Origin of the sequence: Streptomyces racemochromogenes, assembly GCF_039535215.1 — a bacterium.
Classification (GTDB): domain Bacteria; phylum Actinomycetota; class Actinomycetes; order Streptomycetales; family Streptomycetaceae; genus Streptomyces; species Streptomyces racemochromogenes.
In genome coordinates this window covers 2,425,283-2,445,026 of sequence record NZ_BAAAWT010000001.1, presented here as the reverse complement: position 1 = coordinate 2,445,026, position 19,744 = coordinate 2,425,283, and the positions used below count along the sequence as shown (strand labels likewise).

The window sequence follows — 19,744 nt, the reverse complement described above, 5'->3', positions numbered from 1 at the left end:
CCGGTCGCCGTCGACCGTGGCGCCCTATCAAAGTGATATCACTTTTTGCGGACACCGCAACCCTTCCGGCATCGTGGGCGTCGGTTCCATCGGAGTGGGTGCTGATTCTCACGTCCGAATTGACCGGTATTGATCTGGGTTGATCAACCTTTGTCACAGCCTGCGGTGTTAGTTTTCTGAGCTGACGTCGGGGGGGTAATCGAGCGGAGCGGGAGCGATGGGCCGAGCAGATGCGCGACGGGCGCAGCAGCAACGCGGTGCGCGGAATGCGCCGAGCGGGCGCGCCGGCGGGCGCCCGGGCAAGGCGGCGAAGAAGCGCAGTGGCATACGTCGCTTCCTCAACTGGAAGACGCTGCTGTGGACTTTCCTCGGCGGCATCGTCCTCCTGGTGGTCGGGGCCGTGGCCCTCTACTTCTCCGTGGACGAGCCGACCGACCCGAACAAGACCGCGACGCTCCAGAGCAACACGTACAAGTACGCCGACGGTTCGATCATGGCCCGCACCGGCGACATGAACCGCGAGATCGTCCCGATCGACAAGGTCCCCGAGGACGTCCGCACCGCGTTCATCGCGATCGAGAACAAGACCTTCTACAAGGACCGCGGCGTCGACGTCATGGGCGTGCTCCGCGGCCTCGTCAACACGGTCCGCGGCAAGGGCACCGCCGGTGGCTCGACGATCACCCAGCAGTACGTCAAGAACTACTACCTGACCCAGGACCAGTCGCCGACGCGCAAGCTGCGGGAGCTGGTCATCTCCCTCAAGGTCGACCAGCGGATGGAGAAGCCCGACATCCTCGCCGGTTACCTCAACACCAACTTCTACGGCCGCAACGCGTACGGCATCCAGGCCGCCGCCCAGGCCTACTACGGCGTCGACTCGGACAAGCTGACCCTGGAGCAGGGCGCGTACCTCGCCGCCGTCATCCAGGCCCCCAGCCAGTACGACTGGGCGACCGCCGGCCCCAACGGCAAGCGGCTCGTGATGATCCGCTTCAACGCCGTCCTCGACAACATGGTCGAGATGGGCAAGCTGGACGAGGCCAAGCGCAAGACCCTGAAGTTCCAGGAGCCGATCAAGCCCAAGCCGCGTCCGGGCATGGACGGGCAGAAGGGCTACCTCATCCAGGCCGCCGAGGCCGAGATGAACCGGCAGGGGATCAAGGACGCCGAGATCAACGCCGGCGGCTGGACGATCACCCTCGCCATCGACAAGAAGAAGCAGGCCGCGCTGGAGAAGGCCGTCCAGGACGAGCTGGAGTCCAAGCTCGACCGCAAGGACACCAAGAACCGGCCCCAGGACCAGAGCGTCCAGGCCGGCGCCACCTCCGTCGACGCCAAGACCGGCCACATCGTCGCCATGTACGGCGGCGTGGGCCTGGCGGAGAAGGCGGCGAGCAACGCGCTGCGCACCGACTTCCAGCCGGGCTCGACCTTCAAGCCGATCGTGCTGGCGTCCGCCCTGGAGAACGGGTCGAAGACCCAGGACGGCCGCCCGATCAACCCGAGCACCCTCTACGACGGCACCAGCAAGCGCCCGGTGGTCGGCAGCGACACCCCGTTCGCCCCGCAGAACCAGGACAACGAGAACTACGGCGACCCGATGATCTCGGTCCAGGAGGCCACCAACTCCTCCGTGAACTCGGTTTACGCCCAGATGATCGTGGACGCCAAGCCCGTCAACGTGAAGAAGACCGCCCTCTCCATGGGCATGACCGACCGCCCGGGCTGGCCGCAGACGAGCCCCGCCATGTCGCTCGGCACGATGAGCGCCAACACCGTCGAGATGGCAGCCGTCTACGCCACCCTCGACAACCACGGCAAGAAGGTCACCCCGAGCATCATCAAGAAGGCCGAGCACAAGGACGGCGAGTTCAAGCCCGTCAACCCCATCGGCTCCCAGGTGCTCACCAGCACCACCGCCGACACCGTGACCAAGGTCCTCACGGGCGTCGTCGAGAACGGCTCCGGCAAGGCCGTCCGCAGCTCCGCCTACGAGGCCGCCGGCAAGACCGGTACCACCGAGTCCAACGTGGCCGCCTGGTTCACCGGCTACACCCCGGAACTGGTCACCGTCGTCGCGATGTTCGGCGAGGACCCCAACACCCACGGCCAGGTCACCCTGACCGGTACCGCCGGCAAGGGCCGCGCCGGCGGCTCCAGCTTCCCCGCGCAGATCTGGCAGGCGTACACGACGGCCGCGCTCAAGGGCACGACCACGGGCCAGTTCGACCTGGACGACGCCCGGATGGGCACCCCGGCGCCGTCCCGCGCCCCGAGCCCCACGGCCACCCCCAGCGGCTCCGCCACCCCGACGCCGTCCGGCTCCGGCAGCACCCGCCCGACCGGCACCCCGGACCCGTCCGGCAGCTCCGGCGGCTCGACCCCGCCGACCGGCAAGCCCACGACGCCGACCGGCAAGCCCACCACGCCGACGGGCAAGCCGACCCCGCCGACGAAGGACCCGACACCGCCCTTCCCGCCCCTTCCGAACGCGGAAGACAGGTAGGCGCGTACGACGACGGCCCCGCAGCATCCGCTGCGGGGCCGTCCCCGTTTCCGGTACTCCGCGTACCGCGCGTCCCGCCGGCGCTCAGCGCCGCTCGTGCGGCCCCGGCAGCGGGAGCTCGAACCAGACCACCTTGCCGCTGCTCAGCCGGGTCGCACCCCACCGCCGGGCGAGGCGGTTGACCAGGAACAGGCCGCGCCCGCCCTCGTCGGTGTCCCGGGCCCGCCGCTGCCGCGGCAGCTGCGGGGAGTCGTCGCCGACCTCGCAGCGCAGCACGTCCGTGCGCAGCAGGCGCAGCGTCACCGGGCGCTCCGCGTACCGGACGGCGTTGGTGACCACCTCGCTGACCAGCAGCTCCAGCGAGTCGCTCAGCTCCTCCAGGCCCCAGCGGGACAGCGCGCGCCGGGCGAACCGGCGGGCCCGGCCCGGAGCGGTCTCCTCCGGGTCCAGGAACCAGTACGCCACGTCGCTGGGCGCGATGCCCTCGAAGCGGGCCGCGAGCAGCGCGATGTCGTCGTCCCGGTCGCCCGGGCCCAGCATGTCCAGCACGTCGTCGCAGAGGGCCTCCAGCGGCGGCGAGTGGTCCAGCCCGGTCAGCTGCGCGGTCGTCGCGAGGCGTTCGCGCAGCTGCTCGATGCCGGTCCACACGTCCCGCAGCCGGGACTCCACCAGCCCGTCCGTGTACAGCAGCAGGGTGGCCCCGGCCGGGGCGTCCAGCTCCACGGCCTCGAAGTCCACGCCGCCGACCCCGATGGGGGCGCCCGGCGGTACCCGCAGCACCTCGGCGCGGCCGCCCAGGTGCAGCAGCACCGGCGGCGGGTGGCCGGCGTTGGCGATGGTGATGCGGTGCGAGACCGGGTCGTAGACCGCGTACAGGCAGGTGGCCATCCGGTCGGAGCCCAGCCGCTGGGCCTGCTCGTCCAGGTGGTGCAGCACCTCGGCCGGCGGCAGGTCCAGCTGGGCCAGGGTCTGCGCGGTGGTGCGCAGCTGGCCCATGATCGCCGCGGAGGTCATGGAGTGGCCCATGACGTCGCCGACGACGAGCGCGACCCGGCTGCCCGGCAGCGGTATGGCGTCGTACCAGTCGCCGCCCACCCGGGCGGTCTCGGCGGCGGGCAGGTAGCGGGAGGCGAGGCGGACCCCGGTGGGCTGGGGGAGGCCGTCGGGCAGCATGGTGCGCTGGAGCTCGTCGGCGATGTAGGCCTCGCGCCCGTAGAGCACGGCCTTGTCGATGCCGAGCGCGGTGTGCGTGGCCAGCTGGGCGGCCACCAGCAGGTCGTTCGTCTCGAACGCGTCCCGGTCCGGGGTGCGCAGGAACACCGCCGCGCCGATCACGCGCCGGCGGCCCCGCAGCGGGGCCAGGATGGCCCGCTGGCCGCGCGGTACGGGATGGTCGGCGCCGAGCAGCTCCGGGAGCGCGTCCTTGGCCCCGGCGGCCGACCCGAAGACCGGCCGTACGCCGCGCAGCACCTCGGCGAGGGCCCCGCCGGGGCGGATCTCGCACAGTTCGGCCGCGGGCAGGTCACCCTGCGGGCCGACCAGCGGCAGCTGGCTGAAGTCGAGCTCGCCGGCGGCCCCCGCGCCCCCGGCACCCTCGGCGGCGTCGGTCAGGTCGTCGATCGGCCGGAGCCGGTCGGTGCGGCGCAGCCTTAAAACGACCGGGCCGACGGGCCGCTCGTCTCCGACGGGCAGCGGGTCGCGCAGGTAGACGAGGATGGCGTCGGAGAACGTCGGCACGGTGGCCCGGCACAGGCCGAGCACGATCTCGTCGAGGTCGATGCCGCGGGCGATCCGGCGCGTGGCGGCGCCGACGAAGCGCAGCCGGTCGCCCTCGCGGCGGGCCACGCCGGCCTCCCCGAAGGCGGGGCCGGTGCCCGAGCCGGCGCCCGCCCCGGAGGCCGGGAGCGGGACGGCCCGTACGGCCGTGGCGGCGGCCCCGTCGGCGGCCGGTTCGCCGGGCTCCCCGTCGGCCGGGGTGCGCCGGCCGGCGTTGCGCGCGGCCTCGCCGTCCCGTTCGCGGGCCGTGGCCGCGCCGTCCGCGGGGCCGTGCCCGGAGCCCTCGCCGGTGGTGCCGCGCGGGCGCGGGAAGTCGGCATGCGTGCGTACGGCCTCGGCGGCCGCGATGGGGGCCTTGCCGTGGCCGAGCTCATCCGTACCTCCGCCGGAGGCGACGGTGGGCTGCGGGCCCTCCTGGGAGGTGGGGTACTCCGTCACGCGTGGAATTCCGTCCGTTTGCGCTCGATGTGCGCTGCACTCAACTCGGTCAGTCGCGGTATACCCGCTCAGCGGCGGGGGCACCATCACCCCCGGGTACCGCGTCCCGCTCGTTACCTTTCGCTCGCGTTGACCTCCGGTCAAGTCCCGGTCGCCCCAGGTCATTTACGGATGAGGGACCGGTGGGGCCCCTCGTGCACGACCTGCGGAGGACGATCCTACGGTTGACCCCCGGGGGCGCATCAAGGGTCTCATGAGGTCATATGCGCCGGGGTGCGGTCCCAGTCCTCGGGCAGAACCGGAACTCGCCATGCCGGATCGGGCCTCCAGTCCTGCCATCCGTCGCAGAACGGAGCCCCCCAGGCCTTGACGACCTCCACGGCCGAGCGCCCCGCGTCCACCACCCGGCGCGCCTGGTCCTGGTCCATCAGCCCGATCCGCTGCGCCTGCGCGAACTCGTCCTCGTCCAGCCACTTCCAGCTGCGGTCCGGGTAGACCGCGATGTCGAGGAAGTGGTCCACGGAGTCCACCCCGCCGGCCCACCGGGTGCGGGGCTCCTCCAGGTTGACGTACCAGTTCCGCAGGTGCCAGCCGTCGTCCCAGAACAGCCAGACCGACCACGGCTGCCCGGGCCGCGCCAGCTTCAGCACGCCCCCGCCGAACCAGCGCGAGCGCGCGGTGGTGCGCGGCGCGGTGTAGCGGGTGGCGAGCGGCTCCCGGTGCACCGGACTGCCGTCGGCCAGCACCGGCTTGACGCACTCGGTGCCGGGCGCCATCCACACGGCGAGCAGCTCGTCGGTGTCGCGCACCACCGTCACCGGGCGGGCGATGTGGACCGGGCCGGCCCGCCCCGGGGCGTGGTCGCGGTAGCGCCACAGGATCTGCTCCCCGGGCGCCCAGCGCCGCTCCGGCGCCGCGTCACCCGCGACGGGCCGCCGCGCCGCGCCGCCCCCGGACCCCCCGTACGTACCTGTCATGCGCAGATCTTAGGGCTGCGGCCCCACGAGATGCTGCGGTGCAGGTCACGGCGGGGGCCGGGGACGCCGAACGACCGGATTCGGCCCCTGTCCGGAACCGGTTTCAGGGGCGGGTCATCCGCAGGACGTCGAGCGCCTCGTCCAGCTGGGCGAGGGTCAGCGCGCCCCGGTCCACGTAGCCGGACTCCAGGACGACCTCCCTGATCGTCTTCCGCTCGGCGAGCGCCCGCTTGGCCACCTTGGCGGCCTCCTCGTAGCCGATGTACCGGTTGAGCGGGGTCACCACCGAGGGGGAGGACTCGGCGTACTCCCTGGCCCGCTCGGGGTTGGCGGTGATCCCGTCCACGGTGCGGTCGGCCAGCAGCCGGCTCCCGTTGCCCAGCAGACGGATCGATTCGAGCAGGTTCCGGGCCATCACCGGGAGCATCACATTGAGCTCGAAGTTGCCGGCGGCGCCCGCCACGGCGACCGTCGCGTCGTTGCCCATCACCTGCGCGGCGATCATCAACAGGGCCTCGGGGACGACCGGATTGACCTTCCCCGGCATGATCGAGGACCCCGGCTGGAGATCCGGCAGATTGATTTCGGCCAATCCGGTGCGCGGGCCGGAGGACATCCAGCGCAGGTCGTTGCAGATCTTGGTGAGCGAGACGGCGATCGTACGGAGCACCCCCGAGGTCTCCACCAGCGCGTCCCGCGCGCCCTGGGCCTCGAAGTGGTCGCGCGCCTCGGTCAGCGGCAGCCCCGTCGCGGCGGCCACCTCGGCGATCACGGCCGCCGAGAAGCCGGGCGGGGTGTTGATGCCGGTGCCCACCGCCGTACCGCCCAGCGGGAGTTCGGCCAGCCGGGGCAGGGCGTCCCGCAGCCGGTCGACGCCGTAGCGGACCTGGGCGGCGTACCCGCCGAACTCCTGGCCCAGGGTGACCGGGGTGGCGTCCATCAGGTGCGTGCGCCCGGCCTTGACCACCTCGGCGAACTCGGCCGCCTTGCGCTCCAGGGCGGCGGCGAGGTGCTCCAGGGCCGGGATCAGCTCGTGCCGGACGGCGGCGGTGGCGGCGACGTGGATCGACGAGGGGAAGACGTCGTTGGAGCTCTGCGAGGCGTTGACGTGGTCGTTGGGGTGGACCTCGCGCCCGAGCCGCTCGGTGGCCAGGGTCGCGATCACCTCGTTGGCGTTCATGTTGGACGAGGTCCCGGACCCGGTCTGGAACACGTCGACGGGGAAGTGCTCGTCCCAGCGCCCCTCGGCGACCTCCGCGGCGGCCGAGCGGATCGCCTGCGCGACGTCCTCGTCCACCACCCCCAGCCGGGCGTTGACCAGGGCGGCGGCGGCCTTGATCCGGGCGAGGGCCTCGATGTGGGCGCGCTCGATGCGCTGCCCGGAGAGCGGGAAGTTCTCCACCGCGCGCTGGGTCTGCGCGCGCCACTTGGCGTGCGCGGGGACGCGTACCTCGCCCATGGAGTCGTGCTCGGTCCGGAACGCCTGCGGCTGCTGATCGTCAGTCATCTTTGTAGCCTCCTCAGAAACTTGAGCAATTGTCTTGTTCGAACTGTTCCCATCTCCCCTACCGGCCAGTAAATACCGGGGGTAACACCGATACCGGGGAGGCGTTCATGGCACGTGCCCGCACGAAACCCACGCTCAGATGTACCTTCGCCGCCGTCGCGGCGTTCGCGGCCGCCCTCGGGGGCGTCACCGCCGTCACCCCCCTGGCCCAGGCCGCACCCGCCGCGTCCGGCTCGATCGCACCACTGCCCCCGGAACTGGAGGCCGTACGCGCCGCCGAGGCCGTCAAGATCTACGGGGACCCGGCGATCCGCCCGCCCGCCCAGCGCAAGAGCGGCCTCATCTCGCTCGGCGACAGCGAGATCTCCGGCGAGGGCGTCGGCAACTACGACCCCGCCACCAACACCCCGTCCAACCAGTGCCACCGCTCACCCGACGCGGCCATCCACCGCACCGGCATCCCCGCCGACCTCACCTTCAACGTCGCCTGCTCCGGCGGCTACACGGGCAACATCCGCATCGGCGGCAGCAAGCAGTACGCCGACGAACTCGTACAGAGCGACAGCCTCGCCATCAAGGCACGCAACACCAGGATCAAGATGGTGGTGCTGGTCGCCGGAGCCAACGACGACCTCCAGTTCGGCCCCGTCATGACCGACTGCGTCACCCGCTGGGTGCTCAGCCAGGGCACCTGCGAGCCCAAGTACGGACCCGGCTGGCAGGCCCGCGTCGACGGCCTGAAGCCCAAGGTCGAAGCCACCGTCGCCGACCTCAAGACCGTCATGCGCGACGCCGGCTACGCCGACACCGACTACAAGCTCGTCGTCATGGGCTACCCCAGCCCCATCGGCCCCGACTTCAACGACAACCCCGGCTTCCCCGGCAAGCTCCCCGGCGGCTGCGCCGGCTACGACTCCGACGCCACCTGGGGCCGCAACTACGCCGTGCCCACCTTCGAGAAGGGCATGCGCGCCGCCGCCCTCGCCTCCGGCGCGGTCTACCTCGACAACTCGCGGCTCTTCCACGGCCACGAGGTCTGCATGGAGGACACCTGGGCCCGCGGCCTCTACCTCGACCTCGGGGACCACTTCCCCTGGGACGAGAACACCGCCCGCCAGTCCTTCCACCCCAACTACCGCGGCCACGGCGCCTTCGCGTCCTGCCTCACCCAGCTCTACGACTCCGGCCTGCGCGAGGCCTCCTGCGCCGACCCGGCGAGCACCGGCACCCCGGTACTCCAGGCCGGCGCCTGGGACTCCCTCTACAAGCCCGTCAAGAACGAGGCCACCGGCAACTGCCTCGACTCCTTCGGCGGCTCCAGCGCCAACGAGACCAAGGTGGTCGGCTGGGACTGCCACGGCGGCCGCAACCAGGGCTGGTGGTACGACTCGGCCAAGAAGTCCCTCCACGTCGAGCTCACCCACGACCGCTGCCTCGACGCCCCGGGCGCCGACTACGGCGCCGGCACCGGGCTGATCCTCTACAACTGCCACGGCGGCGCCAACCAGCAGTTCGTCCGCGACGGCGCCACCCTGCGCCCCGCAGCCGCCCCCGGCATGTGCCTCACCGTCGCCGCCGCCCACGAGCAGCTGCGCCTCCAGCCCTGCAACGGCTCCGCGAACCAGCGCTTCGCGTAGTTCCCGGGCCGCCCCGCACCGCCACCGCACCCCCCACACCCGGCCGGACCGACCCGGCCGGGTGTTCCCACACCCAGGGGCCGCCGCTACATGGCCTCCAGCTGCTCCCGTACCTGCCGGGGCCGGTTGGTGATGATCGTCTCCACCCCGAGCCGCACGCACAGCTCCACGTCCTCGGGCTCGTCCACGGTCCACACCCGCACCCGCAGCCCCTTCGCCCGCAGCCGCCCCACCAGCCCCGGATCCCTGCGCACCAGGTCGATCCCGGGACCCGCGTGCCCCGCGAACGGCGGACGCGGCGGCCGCACGGCCCGCTCGATCAGGTACACGGCCGGCAGCCCCGGCGCCAGCCGGTGCATCCGGGTCAGCGCGTTCCGGGAGAAGCTCATCACCTCGACGCGGCCGTCCGCGCCGTCCGCCAGCCCGTACTCCTTCAGCACCCGGACGAGCTCGGCCTCCAGCCGCCCGCCGGCCCGGGTGGGGTGCTTGGTCTCCACGGCCAGCCCGACGGGCCGGTCCGCGGCGAGGGCCTCCCGCAGCAGGTCCTCGAAGAGCAGCACCCGCGCCCCGCGGTGCTCCTCGCCCTTCCACCCGCCGAAGTCGTACGCGCACAGTTCCTCGTACGTCATCGCGGAGACCACCCCCCGCCCGTCGGAGGTCCGCTCCACGGTCCGGTCGTGCACGCACACCAGCCGCCCGTCACGGGTCAGCCGCACGTCGCACTCCAGCGCGTCGGCCCCGTCGGCGATGGCCTTGCGGTACGCCTCGACGGTGTGCTCGGGGTGCTCGTGGGAGGCCCCGCGATGCGCGACGACCCGCGTGGCGCGGGCGGTGCGGAGGAAGGGGGTCGTCGCTGTCATACGGGGATCCTTGCGAACCGGGGTGAACGGGCCGCCGCAGCGCGGCGTACCCGACGTTAACCGGGACCACCGCGGTGGCGGCGGCAGGGGGGCCGACATGCGAGGGGCTCCTGCGCCGTTCGGCGGCAGGGGCCCCTCGTCCTCACAGGGTCACAGACCCGGGCCGCGGACCGGGATGTGGGTGAACGTCGGCTCGGGTGCCGGGTTCTGGAAGAAGTCGTTGCCCTTGTCGTCGACGACGATGAAGGCCGGGAAGTCCTCGACCTCGATCTTCCAGACCGCCTCCATGCCGAGCTCCTCGTACTCCAGGACCTCGACCTTCTTGATGCAGTCCTGCGCCAGGCGCGCCGCCGGGCCGCCGATCGAGCCGAGGTAGAAGCCGCCGTGCGCGCCGCACGCGTCCGTCACCTGCTGCGAGCGGTTGCCCTTGGCCAGCATGACCTTGGAGCCGCCCGCCGCCTGGAACTGCTCGACGTAGCTGTCCATGCGGCCGGCCGTGGTCGGGCCGAAGGAGCCGGAGGCGTAGCCCTCGGGGGTCTTCGCGGGGCCGGCGTAGTACACCGGGTGGTCCTTGAGGTACTGCGGCATGCCCTCGCCCGCGTCCAGCCGCTCCTTGATCTTGGCGTGCGCGATGTCGCGGGCCACGACCAGGGGTCCGGTGAGGGACAGGCGGGTCTTGACCGGGTGCTTGGTCAGGGTCGCCAGGATCTCGTCCATCGGCTGGTTCAGGTCGATGGAGACCACGTCCGAGGCCTCGTCCAGGTGGGAGTCCGTGGTGTCGGGCAGGAAGCGCGCGGGGTCCGTCTCCAGCTGCTCCAGGAAGACGCCCTCGGCGGTGATCTTCGCGACCGCCTGGCGGTCCGCGGAGCAGGACACCGCGATGGCGACCGGCAGGGACGCGCCGTGGCGGGGGAGGCGGACGACGCGGACGTCGTGGCAGAAGTACTTGCCGCCGAACTGGGCGCCGATGCCGATCTTCTGGGTCAGCTCGAAGACCTGCTGCTCGAGGGCCTCGTCGCGGAAGCCGTGGCCCAGGGCGGAGCCCTCGCGGGGCAGCTCGTCCAGGTAGTGCGCCGAGGCGTACTTCGCGGTCTTGAGCGCGTGCTCGGCGGAGGTGCCGCCGACCACGATCGCCAGGTGGTACGGCGGGCAGGCCGCGGTGCCGAGCGAGCGGATCTTCTCCTCCAGGAACTTCATCATGGAGGCCTCGTTGAGGACCGCCTTCGTCTCCTGGTAGAGGAAGGACTTGTTGGCCGAGCCGCCGCCCTTGGCCATGAAGAGGAACTTGTACGCGCCGCCGTCGGTCGCGTACAGCTCGATCTGCGCGGGCAGGTTCGAGCCGGTGTTCTTCTCCTCCCACATGGTCAGCGGGGCCATCTGCGAGTAGCGCAGGTTCAGCTTGGTGTAGGCGTCGTAGATGCCGCGCGAGAGGGCTTCCTCGTCGCCGCCCTGCGTGAGGACGTTCTGGCCGCGCTTGCCCATGACGATCGCCGTGCCCGTGTCCTGGCACATGGGCAGGACGCCGGCCGCCGCGATGTTCGCGTTCTTCAGGAGGTCGAGCGCGACGAACTTGTCGTTCGAGCTGGCCTCCGGGTCGTCGATGATCCGGCGGAGCTGCGCGAGGTGCGCGGGGCGCAGGAAGTGCTGGATGTCGTGGATGGCCTCGGCGGCGAGCGTGCGCAGCGCCTCGGGCTCGACCTTGAGGAACGTACGGCCGTCGGCCTCGAACGTCGAGACGCCCTCCGAGGTGACCAGCCGGTAGGGGGTGGTGTCCTCGCCCAGGGGCAGCAGGTCGGTGTACGCGAACTCCGGCATTTGGGTAGCCATTCCTCACTCGGCAGACAGCGCTGGCGACCAATTGGCAGCGCGGACATCAAGCGTAGGACCTCTCGCGCCGGGCGTGGCTGTGAGGTAAGGCTCACCCAGCAGTATCGCGATCTATCGTGTCTCGCTATGCTGGGCGGCGTGGACATGGAAAAGCACACCGCCGCCCCTGCCCCCGCGCCGGGCGGCGGGGCCGCGGGCCCCTCCGGGCTGCGCGCCTCCGACGCCGACCGGGACCGGATCGCGCAGATTCTCTCCGACGCCCTCGCGGAGGGCAGGCTGACCTCCGAGGAGCACTCCGAGCGCCTGGACACCCTGTACGCCGTCAAGACGGTCGGCGAGCTGGACCTGCTGGTGCGCGACCTCCCGGCGGACACGGGCGGCCGCCGGCCGGCCACTCCCGCCACTCCCGTCGCTGCCACGGCCACGGCCGTCGGCGGGCCCGTGGAGACGGTGGTCGCGGTGTGCAGCAGCTCCGCCCGCAAGGGCCGCTGGCGGCCGGGCGCCCGCACCCGCGCGGTATCGGTCATGGGCGACATCACCATCGACCTCTCCGAGGCCGTCTTCGAGCAGCAGGTCACCGAGATCACCGTGACCAGCGTCCTCGGCAACGTCGAGGTCCTGGTCCCCGAGAACGTCACCCTGCGCGGCTACGGCAGCGGCGTCCTCGGCAACTTCGAAGTGCGCGGCGAGGGCGTCGCCGCCGACCCGCAGGCGCCCGTCGTGATCGTCCGCGGCTTCGCCCTGCTCGGCAACATCGAGGCCCGGCCCAAGCGCGGTTTCCGCCTCGTCGACCTGGCCGCCAGGCTCCGCAAGCACTTGGACTGAAACCTGACCGCGCTGCGACCGGTTTCGGACGAACCAGGCCGCCCCGGCGGCACCCGGCGCATAGCGGCACGCGCAGCGGGTAGGGACTGGTGCATCGTCTCTCGCTCGCGTATACGTCGTCAGGAGTAGACCGTGCCGCATCCGCCGCATCAGTCCCTGCAGGCAGCCGCCGTCCAGAGCCTTCCGACGCGCCCGGCAGCCGTGCCGAAGCCGCGGGTTCCGGCCAGGGAAGAAGACGGCCCCTGGCACGCCGAGGCCGTCTGCCGCAGGGATGAGGCGGGACTCTTCTTCGCACCGTCCAAGGAGCCGACCGCGGCCCGGCTGGCCCGCGAGGAGGCCGCCAAAAGGGTGTGCGCCCGCTGTCCGGTGATGGTCGCCTGCCGCGAGCACGCCCTGCTCCAGCCGGAGCCGTACGGGGTCTGGGGCGGGCTCACCGCCGCCGAGCGCCGGGTGGTGCTGGGGCGCAGGCGGCGCCGCGCTGCCGAGCTGCTCCCGGGCGCGCCCGGACCGGTCGCCGCGGCGGGCTGACCGGCGCGGGGCGCGCCGCGGACCTGCCGACGGCGCGGGCGCGCGTACCGGCCGTACCGGCATCGGCGGTACCCGCACCGGACGCACCGGCACTGGACGTACCGAAGGGGCGGCCCCCCGCACAGGGGCCGCCCCTTCGTCGTGCCGTCACCGGCCGGACCGCTCCTACCGGGCGCGGTCGAAGTCGACGTCGCTGTAGGCGCGCAGCTTCGACAGGCGGTGCGTGGAGTCGATCTGCCGGATCGTGCCCGACTTCGAGCGCATGACCAGCGAGGACGTGGTCGCGGTCTCCGAGCGGTAGTGGACGCCGCGCAGCAGCTCGCCGTCCGTGATGCCGGTGGCGACGAAGAAGACGTTCTCGCCGGACACCAGGTCGTTCGTGGTCAGGACGCGGTCCAGGTCGTGTCCGGCGTCGAGGGCCTTCTGACGCTCGGCCTCGTCCTTGGGCCACAGCTTGCCCTGGATGACGCCGCCGAGGCACTTTATGGCGCAGGCCGAGATGATGCCCTCGGGGGTGCCGCCGATGCCCATCAGCAGGTCGACGCCGGTGCCCTCGCGGACGGCCATGACCGAGCCGGCGACGTCGCCGTCGGAGATGAACTTGATCCGGGCGCCGGTCTCGCGGATCTCCTTGACGATGCCCTCGTGGCGGGGGCGGTCCAGGATGACGACCGTGACGTCCTCGGGGGCGATGTTCTTGGCCTTGGCGACGCGGCGGATGTTCACCGAGACGGGGGCGTTGATGTCGACGAAGTCGGCGGCCTGGGGGCCGGTGACCAGCTTGTCCATGTAGAAGACCGCGGACGGGTCGAACATGGTGCCGCGGTCGGCGGCGGCCAGGACGGCGATGGCGTTGGGCATGCCCTTGGCGTTCAGCGTGGTGCCGTCGATCGGGTCCACGGCGATGTCGACCTCGGCGCCGGTGCCGTCGCCGACCCGCTCGCCGTTGAAGAGCATCGGGGCTTCGTCCTTCTCGCCCTCGCCGATGACGACGACGCCGTTCATCGAGACGGTGGAGATCAGGGTGCGCATCGCGTTGACCGCGGCGCCGTCGGCGCCGAGCTTGTCGCCACGGCCGACCCACCGGCCCGCGGCGAGGGCCGCGGCCTCGGTGACCCGTACGAGTTCCAGGGCGAGGTTGCGGTCAGGCGAGTCGGGGGCGACTTCGAGCTGGGGCGGCAGGTTGTGCTCGGTCATCGGAGCGCACCTTTCTGTACGACGACGGCCGGGATGTGAGGGTGCTGGAACTCTATCGGTTCATCGACATATTGAGCAGACCGGGTCACGTATGAGCGGTATATCGGTGATGTCGTACGGCTGAGCGGACACCCCCGCCGTTGATCGCCGACGGCGATGCGGGACGATGGTGCCGTGGCAGGTATGAAAGGCAAGCAGACGGTCTGGGACATGGTCCGGTCGCTGGCGGTGATCGGCGTGGTCGTGGCGGGCATCTACATATTCATCCCCCATGACGAGGATGCCGACCCGACGCGCACGGTGGACTACCGCGTGGAGACCATCACGGCCCGGCGCGCCGCGCCGTACCCCGTGGCGGCCCCGGTCGGCCTTCCGGAGCAGTGGCGGGCGACGTCGGTCACCTTCGAGCGCAAGAACGCGAACGCCTGGCACCTGGGCTTCCAGGACCCGGACAAGCAGTACGTGGCGGTGGAGCAGTCCACCGACGCCTCCGCCAAGAACGTGGCCAAGCTCACCCAGCAGGCGAAGTCCACCGGCGAGACCCAGCAGGTCGGCGACCGGGCCTGGGAACGCTGGGACGGCGAGAAGTACGACGCGCTCGTGCGGCAGGAGCAGGGCTACGTGACCGTCGTGACGGGTACGGCCGGCTTCGAGCGGCTCGGAGCGATGGCGGCGGCGCTGGAGTTCAAGCAGGGGCAGCAGGCCCCCTAGCGGCCGCGCCGCGCGTGCGGCGTGCGGCGTACGGCCGGGAGGGCGACAGAACGGCAGCGGCGTACGGCCACAAGAGCGACGAGGAGAGGCCGCCCGCCCCGGGGTCCCGGGGCGGGCGGCCTCTCGTGTCGCGTCGTGCTTCCTGTCCGTGCCGGTGCTCAGACGGCGCGGGCGGCTCAGACGGTGGTGATGACCTGGTCGAAGTCCAGGCGCGGGGAGCGCGGGAACCAGGCGTTCTCGCCCGGCTTGCCGATGTTGACGACCATCAGCGGGGTGTGGTCGGCGTCCAGGAACTCCTTCTGCACGCCGGCGAAGTCCAGGCCGGTCATCGGGCCGGCGGCCAGGCCGGCGGCGCGGACGCCGATGATGAAGTACGCGGCCTGGAGGGCGCCGTTCAGCAGGGCGGCCTGCTCGCGGACCGGGCGCTCGGAGAAGAAGGCGTCCTTGGCCTGCGGGAAGTGCGGCAGCAGCTGGGGGAGCTCCTCGTGGAACTCGTTGTCCGCGGAGAGGATGGCGACCAGCGGGGCGGCACCCGTCTTGGCCTTGTTGCCCTCGTCCATGTGCTTGACGAGGCGCTCGCGGGCCTCGGCGGAGCGGACGAGGGTGATGCGCAGCGGGGTCTGGTTGAAGGCGGTGGGGCCGAACTTCACGAGGTCGTAGATGGCCTGGACCTGCTCCTCGGTCACCGGCTCGTCGGAGAACGAGTTGGCGGTGCGGGCCTCGCGGAACAGCAGGTCCTGGGCAGCGGCGTCGAGCACGAGAGACATCGGTAAGCCTTCTTCTATGCGGTGGTGAAGCGATGGCTCCGACTCTACGGCGAAAGTAGATGAAATTTCAACTACTTGCTGGGGCGGGTGGTGCGCGTCACTCGTCGCGGCCGTTCCCGTCGTCCCCGGCGGCCGCCTCGCGGGCGGCCAGTGCCGAGTCCAGCCGGGCGCGGGCCCCTTCGAGCCAGTGCCGGCAGACCTTCGCCAGCTCCTCGCCGCGCTCCCAGAGGGCCAGGGACTCCTCCAGGGAGGTGCCGCCGGCCTCCAGCTTGCGGACGACCTCCACGAGCTCGTCCCGTGCCTGCTCGTACCCCAGCGCCGTATCGGTGTCGGTCATTCCTTGGGTCCCATCGTAGGTGTGTGATGCGTCTGATCATCGTGCAATATGTCAGCTTTCGAGGGGTTCTGGACCGGCGGTCGAGCCGCCCTCCAGTGCCGCCTCCGGGACCTGCGGCGGAGCCGCCGACGGACCCGTACCGGAGACGGCCACCGTGAACTCGCCCGCGGCCACCCGGGCCCGCAGCACGTCGCCCGCCGCGACCTCCGCGGCCGCCCGCACCACGTGCCCGTCCTCCCGCTGGAGCACCGCGTACCCGCGCTCCAGCGTGGCCGCCGGCGACAGGGCGACCACCCGGGCGAGGGTGTGCTCCAGCTCGGAGTCGGCCCGGTCCAGCAGGTGCCCGAGCGTGCGCCGGGCGCGGGCCAGCAGCGCCTCCAGCTCGTCCTCGCGCACCTCCACCATCCGCCGCGGGTGCACGAACACCGGGCGCGCCAGCGCGTGCGCCAGGCCCCGCTCCTCCCGCTCCAGCAGCCCGCGCAGCGCCCGCAGCCCCCGCTCCTGGAGCTGGCGCACCCGCATCAGCTCCTCGCCGACGTCCGGGACCACCTTCTTGGCCGCGTCCGTGGGCGTGGAGGCCCTCAGGTCCGCGACCAGGTCCAGCAGCGGGGAGTCCGGCTCGTGCCCGATCGCCGACACCACCGGCGTACGGGCCGCCGCGACCGCCCGCACGACCTCCTCGTCGGAGAACGGCAGCAGGTCCTCCACGCTGCCGCCGCCCCGCGCCACGATGATCACGTCCACGTCGGGCCGCGCGTCCAGCTCCTTGACCGCCTGCACCACCTGGGGCACCGCGTGCACCCCCTGCACCGCCACGTTGCGCACCTCGAAGCGGACCGCCGGCCAGCGCCGCCGGGCGTTCTCCAGCACGTCCCGCTCGGCCGCCGACGCCCGCCCCACCACCAGGCCGATCAGCTGCGGCAGGAACGGCAGCGGCTTCTTGCGGTCCAGCGCGAAGAGCCCCTCGGCGGCCAGCGACCGCTTCAGCCGCTCCAGGCGCGCCAGCAGCTCCCCGATCCCGACCGGGCGGATCTCGGTCACCCGCAGGGACAGCTGCCCGCGCGGGGCGTACCACTCCGGCTTGGCCAGGACGACGACCCGCGCGCCCTCGGAGACCAGGTCCGCGACCTCGTCCCATACCTGGCGGAAGCAGGTCACGCTGATCGAGATGTCGTGCGACGGGTCGCGCAGCGTCAGGAACACCACCCCGGCCCCCGGCCGCCGGGACACCTGCGTGATCTGCCCCTCCACCCACACCTGCCCCAGGCGGTCGATCCAGCCCCCGATGAGCCGGGAGACCTGACCGACCGGCAGCGGCGCATCAGCCGACGTATTGAGACCCATGCAGGCAGGCTAGCCGCCCCCGCTGACAGCGTCTCAGGCCCGTGGCCCGGTGTCGGCGCCCACGCGTCCGCGCCCCCGCTGTACGAGGAGCAGCGTCAGCCCCGCCAGCAGCCACACCGCGCCCACCAGCTGCGCCGTCCGGGAGGCCTCCGCGATCACGGCCACCGTCACCGCCGCCCCCAGCACCGGCACCACCAGGTGCTTCCACCACACCGGGGGTCCCTCGCGCCGCCGGACCACGAACCACCCCACCACCGACGCGTGCAGCAGGGTGAACGCCACCAGCGCCCCCACGTCCACCACCGAGACCAGGTGGCCGAGGCCGTCGTCGCGCCGGGCCGCCCACAGCGCCGCCACCAGCGTCACCGCCGCCGCCACCAGCAGCGCCGCCCGCGGGGTGCCGTCCGAGGTACGGGCCAGCGCACGCGGCAGCCGCCGCTCCCGGGCCATCGCGAACAGCAGCCGCCCGGCCGCCGCCTGCCCGGCCAGCGCCGCGAAGGCCGCCCCGACTGCCTTGCTCACCGCCACCAGGTCGTGCAGCCAGGGCCCGACCGAGGCCTCGACCGCGTCGTAGAAGGCCGGCCCCTGCCGCCCCGGGTCCGCCGCCAGCTCCGCCGAGGACACCGGGGACAGCAGCGCCGCCAGGTAGGTCTGCGCGACGAACAGCACCCCGGTCAGCGCCAGGCAGAACAGCACCGCCCGGGCCACCCGGGCACTGCCCCCGGTGACCTCCTCCGCGAAGGAGACGATGGCGTCGAAGCCCAGGTACGACAGGACGGCCACGGACACCGCGCCCAGCACGGCCGCCGTCGAGAAGCCCAGCGAGCCGTCCCCGGTGAGCGGAGACAGCCAGCCGCGCCGGGCCCCGTCCCGGGCCAGCACGGTCCCCGCCGCCACCAGGAACACCACCAGCACCACGATCTCCATCGCCAGCACGGCGAAACCCACCCGCGCGGCCGCCCTCACCCCCCACAGGTTCAGCGCCGTGGTGACCACCACCGCCAGCGCGGTCCACACCCACCGCGACACCTCCGGGACCAGCGCGTGCATGGCGATCCCGGAGAACAGGTACGCCACCGCCGGGATCAGCAGGTAGTCGAGCATCGCCATCCAGCCCGCGATCAGCCCCGCCCCCTCGCCGAGCCCCTTGCGGGCGTAGGTGAAGACCGAGCCGGCCTGCGGGGCCACCCGCACCATCTGCGCGTACGAGAAGGCCGTGAACCCCATCGCCACGGTCGCGACGGCGTACACCAGGGCCACCGCGCCGTGCGACTTCGCGTCGAGGGTGCCGAAGACCCCCACCGGGGCCATGGGGGCGATGAAGAGCAGCCCGTAGACCACCAGGTCCCGGAAGCCCAGGCTCCGGCGCAGCGCCGCGGGGGCCGCCGTGCTGGAATCCGTAGCGGAAGCCATTGATCCTCCGGAGGACTGTCGGTACGTACGTTCGGCCAAGTGTGTGCCGAACGGGCGACGCCCGGCCTGCTGGAGACCCCCGTACGATGGAGCACATGACTGCTGCCGCCCCCGCTCCCGCCCGCCGCGTCCTGCTCGCCGCCCCCCGCGGCTACTGCGCGGGCGTGGACCGTGCCGTGATCGCCGTCGAGAAGGCCCTGGAGCAGTACGGCGCTCCGGTCTACGTCCGCCACGAGATCGTGCACAACAAGTACGTCGTCCAGACGCTGCAGAAGAAGGGGGCCATCTTCGTCGAGAAGACGGAGGAGGTCCCGCCCGGCAACATCGTGATGTTCTCCGCCCACGGAGTGGCCCCGGTGGTGCACGAGGAGGCGGCGCGCGGCCGGCTCGCGACCATCGACGCGACCTGCCCGCTGGTCACCAAGGTCCACAAGGAAGCCGTCCGCTACGCCAACGAGGACTTCGACATCCTCCTCATCGGCCACGAGGGCCACGAGGAGGTCATCGGCACCTCCGGCGAGGCCCCGGACCACATCACCATCGTCGACGGCCCCGACGACGTGGCCAAGGTCGAGGTCCGCGACGAGTCCAAGGTCGTCTGGCTCTCCCAGACCACCCTCTCGGTCGACGAGACCATGGAGACCGTCGACGCGCTGAAGACGAAGTTCCCGCTGCTCGTCTCCCCGCCCAGCGACGACATCTGCTACGCCACCTCGAACCGGCAGGCCGCCGTCAAGGTGATGGGCGCCGACTCCGACCTCGTCATCGTCGTCGGCTCCAAGAACTCCTCGAACTCCATCCGCCTGGTCGAGGTCGCCCTCGACGCCGGCGCGAAGGCCGCCCACCTGGTCGACTTCGCCAGCGAGATCGACGAGGCCTGGCTGGACGGCGTCACCACCGTCGGCCTGACCTCGGGCGCCTCCGTCCCCGAGGTCCTCGTCGAGGAAGTCCTCGAATGGCTCGCCCAGCGCGGCTACGCGGACGTGGAGATCGTCAAGACGGCCGAGGAGCACATCACCTTCTCGCTGCCCAAGGAGCTGCGCCGCGACCTGCGCGCCGAGGCCGCGGAACTGGTCGCCGAGAAGTAAGTC

Annotated in this window: 16 protein-coding genes; 6 read left to right on the top strand and 10 right to left on the bottom strand. The window is 72.1% G+C overall.

Annotated elements, in window-relative coordinates; genetic code table 11:
* The first annotated feature begins 217 nt into the window (after window positions 1-217).
* The gene (locus tag ABD973_RS10990; RefSeq protein WP_345500030.1) at window positions 218-2,509 is read left to right on the top strand and encodes a transglycosylase domain-containing protein; all 2,292 of its coding nucleotides are present in this window, start codon (window positions 218-220) and stop codon (window positions 2,507-2,509) included.
* 84 nt (window positions 2,510-2,593) lie between these two features.
* Here the strand turns inward: ABD973_RS10990 and ABD973_RS10985 are convergent, their stop codons facing one another.
* The 3 genes from ABD973_RS10985 to ABD973_RS10975 form a co-directional block, all read right to left on the bottom strand.
* Complete coding sequence (locus tag ABD973_RS10985) at window positions 2,594-4,723, bottom strand: SpoIIE family protein phosphatase (protein ID WP_345500029.1); 2,130 nt, start codon at window positions 4,721-4,723, stop codon at window positions 2,594-2,596.
* A gap of 251 nt (window positions 4,724-4,974) precedes the next feature.
* On the bottom strand, window positions 4,975-5,700 hold the full coding sequence (gene fomD, locus ABD973_RS10980; protein WP_125822330.1) for a cytidylyl-2-hydroxypropylphosphonate hydrolase: 726 nt from the start codon (window positions 5,698-5,700) through the stop codon (window positions 4,975-4,977).
* A gap of 103 nt (window positions 5,701-5,803) precedes the next feature.
* Window positions 5,804-7,207, bottom strand: a complete 1,404-nt coding sequence (locus tag ABD973_RS10975) for a class II fumarate hydratase (protein WP_125603911.1) — start codon at window positions 7,205-7,207, stop codon at window positions 5,804-5,806.
* Between the two features lie 107 nt (window positions 7,208-7,314).
* Between ABD973_RS10975 and ABD973_RS10970 the strand changes: the two genes are divergently transcribed.
* Entirely contained in the window at window positions 7,315-8,844 is a 1,530-nt protein-coding gene (locus tag ABD973_RS10970; RefSeq protein ID WP_125822332.1) for a ricin-type beta-trefoil lectin domain protein, read from the top strand.
* Window positions 8,845-8,930: 86 nt separating this feature from the next.
* On the opposite strand, the gene ABD973_RS10965 is transcribed toward ABD973_RS10970, so the two are convergent.
* A complete protein-coding gene (locus ABD973_RS10965) occupies window positions 8,931-9,704 on the bottom strand; it encodes a glycerophosphodiester phosphodiesterase (protein ID WP_125822333.1) in 774 nt (257 codons plus the stop codon).
* Window positions 9,705-9,854: 150 nt separating this feature from the next.
* On the bottom strand, window positions 9,855-11,519 hold the full coding sequence (locus ABD973_RS10960; protein ID WP_125822334.1) for a fumarate hydratase: 1,665 nt from the start codon (window positions 11,517-11,519) through the stop codon (window positions 9,855-9,857).
* A 150-nt stretch (window positions 11,520-11,669) separates the two neighbouring features.
* Here ABD973_RS10960 and ABD973_RS10955 point away from each other — a divergent pair, with 150 nt between their 5' ends.
* Both ABD973_RS10955 and ABD973_RS10950 read left to right on the top strand, forming a co-directional pair.
* Window positions 11,670-12,356, top strand: a complete 687-nt coding sequence (locus ABD973_RS10955; protein ID WP_386381582.1) for a DUF1707 SHOCT-like domain-containing protein — start codon at window positions 11,670-11,672, stop codon at window positions 12,354-12,356.
* Window positions 12,357-12,488: 132 nt separating this feature from the next.
* Window positions 12,489-12,884, top strand: a complete 396-nt coding sequence (locus ABD973_RS10950) for a WhiB family transcriptional regulator (RefSeq protein WP_386381584.1) — start codon at window positions 12,489-12,491, stop codon at window positions 12,882-12,884.
* Between the two features lie 165 nt (window positions 12,885-13,049).
* On the opposite strand, the gene glpX is transcribed toward ABD973_RS10950, so the two are convergent.
* On the bottom strand, window positions 13,050-14,081 hold the full coding sequence (glpX, locus tag ABD973_RS10945; RefSeq protein WP_125601814.1) for a class II fructose-bisphosphatase: 1,032 nt from the start codon (window positions 14,079-14,081) through the stop codon (window positions 13,050-13,052).
* 183 nt (window positions 14,082-14,264) lie between these two features.
* On the opposite strand from glpX, the gene ABD973_RS10940 reads away from it, so the two are divergent.
* Window positions 14,265-14,792, top strand: coding sequence for a DUF4245 domain-containing protein (locus ABD973_RS10940; RefSeq protein ID WP_241253592.1), 528 nt, complete (start codon window positions 14,265-14,267; stop codon window positions 14,790-14,792).
* 176 nt (window positions 14,793-14,968) lie between these two features.
* Here the strand turns inward: ABD973_RS10940 and ABD973_RS10935 are convergent, their stop codons facing one another.
* From ABD973_RS10935 to ABD973_RS10920, 4 genes are all read right to left on the bottom strand, one after another.
* Window positions 14,969-15,559 (bottom strand): malonic semialdehyde reductase, encoded by a 591-nt coding sequence (locus ABD973_RS10935; protein WP_125822337.1) that lies wholly within the window; start codon window positions 15,557-15,559, stop codon window positions 14,969-14,971.
* Between the two features lie 97 nt (window positions 15,560-15,656).
* On the bottom strand, window positions 15,657-15,896 hold the full coding sequence (locus ABD973_RS10930) for an exodeoxyribonuclease VII small subunit (RefSeq protein ID WP_125822338.1): 240 nt from the start codon (window positions 15,894-15,896) through the stop codon (window positions 15,657-15,659).
* A gap of 51 nt (window positions 15,897-15,947) precedes the next feature.
* Window positions 15,948-17,240, bottom strand: coding sequence for an exodeoxyribonuclease VII large subunit (xseA, locus tag ABD973_RS10925; RefSeq protein WP_345500028.1), 1,293 nt, complete (start codon window positions 17,238-17,240; stop codon window positions 15,948-15,950).
* Between the two features lie 33 nt (window positions 17,241-17,273).
* Window positions 17,274-18,653, bottom strand: coding sequence for an APC family permease (locus ABD973_RS10920; RefSeq protein ID WP_345500027.1), 1,380 nt, complete (start codon window positions 18,651-18,653; stop codon window positions 17,274-17,276).
* An 86-nt stretch (window positions 18,654-18,739) separates the two neighbouring features.
* Between ABD973_RS10920 and ABD973_RS10915 the strand changes: the two genes are divergently transcribed.
* Window positions 18,740-19,741, top strand: a complete 1,002-nt coding sequence (locus ABD973_RS10915; RefSeq protein WP_386381587.1) for a 4-hydroxy-3-methylbut-2-enyl diphosphate reductase — start codon at window positions 18,740-18,742, stop codon at window positions 19,739-19,741.
* Window positions 19,742-19,744: the final 3 nt, after the last annotated feature.

Coding starts and splice junctions, on each gene's coding strand:
- ABD973_RS10990 (WP_345500030.1), top strand. CDS start 218: ATGGGCCGAGCAGATGCGCGACGGGCGCAGCAGCAACGCGGTGCGCGG.
- ABD973_RS10965 (WP_125822333.1), bottom strand. CDS start 9,704: ATGACAGCGACGACCCCCTTCCTCCGCACCGCCCGCGCCACGCGGGTC.
- ABD973_RS10970 (WP_125822332.1), top strand. CDS start 7,315: ATGGCACGTGCCCGCACGAAACCCACGCTCAGATGTACCTTCGCCGCC.
- ABD973_RS10930 (WP_125822338.1), bottom strand. CDS start 15,896: ATGACCGACACCGATACGGCGCTGGGGTACGAGCAGGCACGGGACGAG.
- ABD973_RS10960 (WP_125822334.1), bottom strand. CDS start 11,519: ATGCCGGAGTTCGCGTACACCGACCTGCTGCCCCTGGGCGAGGACACC.
- ABD973_RS10915 (WP_386381587.1), top strand. CDS start 18,740: ATGGAGCACATGACTGCTGCCGCCCCCGCTCCCGCCCGCCGCGTCCTG.
- glpX (WP_125601814.1), bottom strand. CDS start 14,081: ATGACCGAGCACAACCTGCCGCCCCAGCTCGAAGTCGCCCCCGACTCG.
- ABD973_RS10940 (WP_241253592.1), top strand. CDS start 14,265: ATGAAAGGCAAGCAGACGGTCTGGGACATGGTCCGGTCGCTGGCGGTG.
- fomD (WP_125822330.1), bottom strand. CDS start 5,700: ATGACAGGTACGTACGGGGGGTCCGGGGGCGGCGCGGCGCGGCGGCCC.
- ABD973_RS10975 (WP_125603911.1), bottom strand. CDS start 7,207: ATGACTGACGATCAGCAGCCGCAGGCGTTCCGGACCGAGCACGACTCC.
- xseA (WP_345500028.1), bottom strand. CDS start 17,240: ATGGGTCTCAATACGTCGGCTGATGCGCCGCTGCCGGTCGGTCAGGTC.
- ABD973_RS10920 (WP_345500027.1), bottom strand. CDS start 18,653: ATGGCTTCCGCTACGGATTCCAGCACGGCGGCCCCCGCGGCGCTGCGC.
- ABD973_RS10935 (WP_125822337.1), bottom strand. CDS start 15,559: ATGTCTCTCGTGCTCGACGCCGCTGCCCAGGACCTGCTGTTCCGCGAG.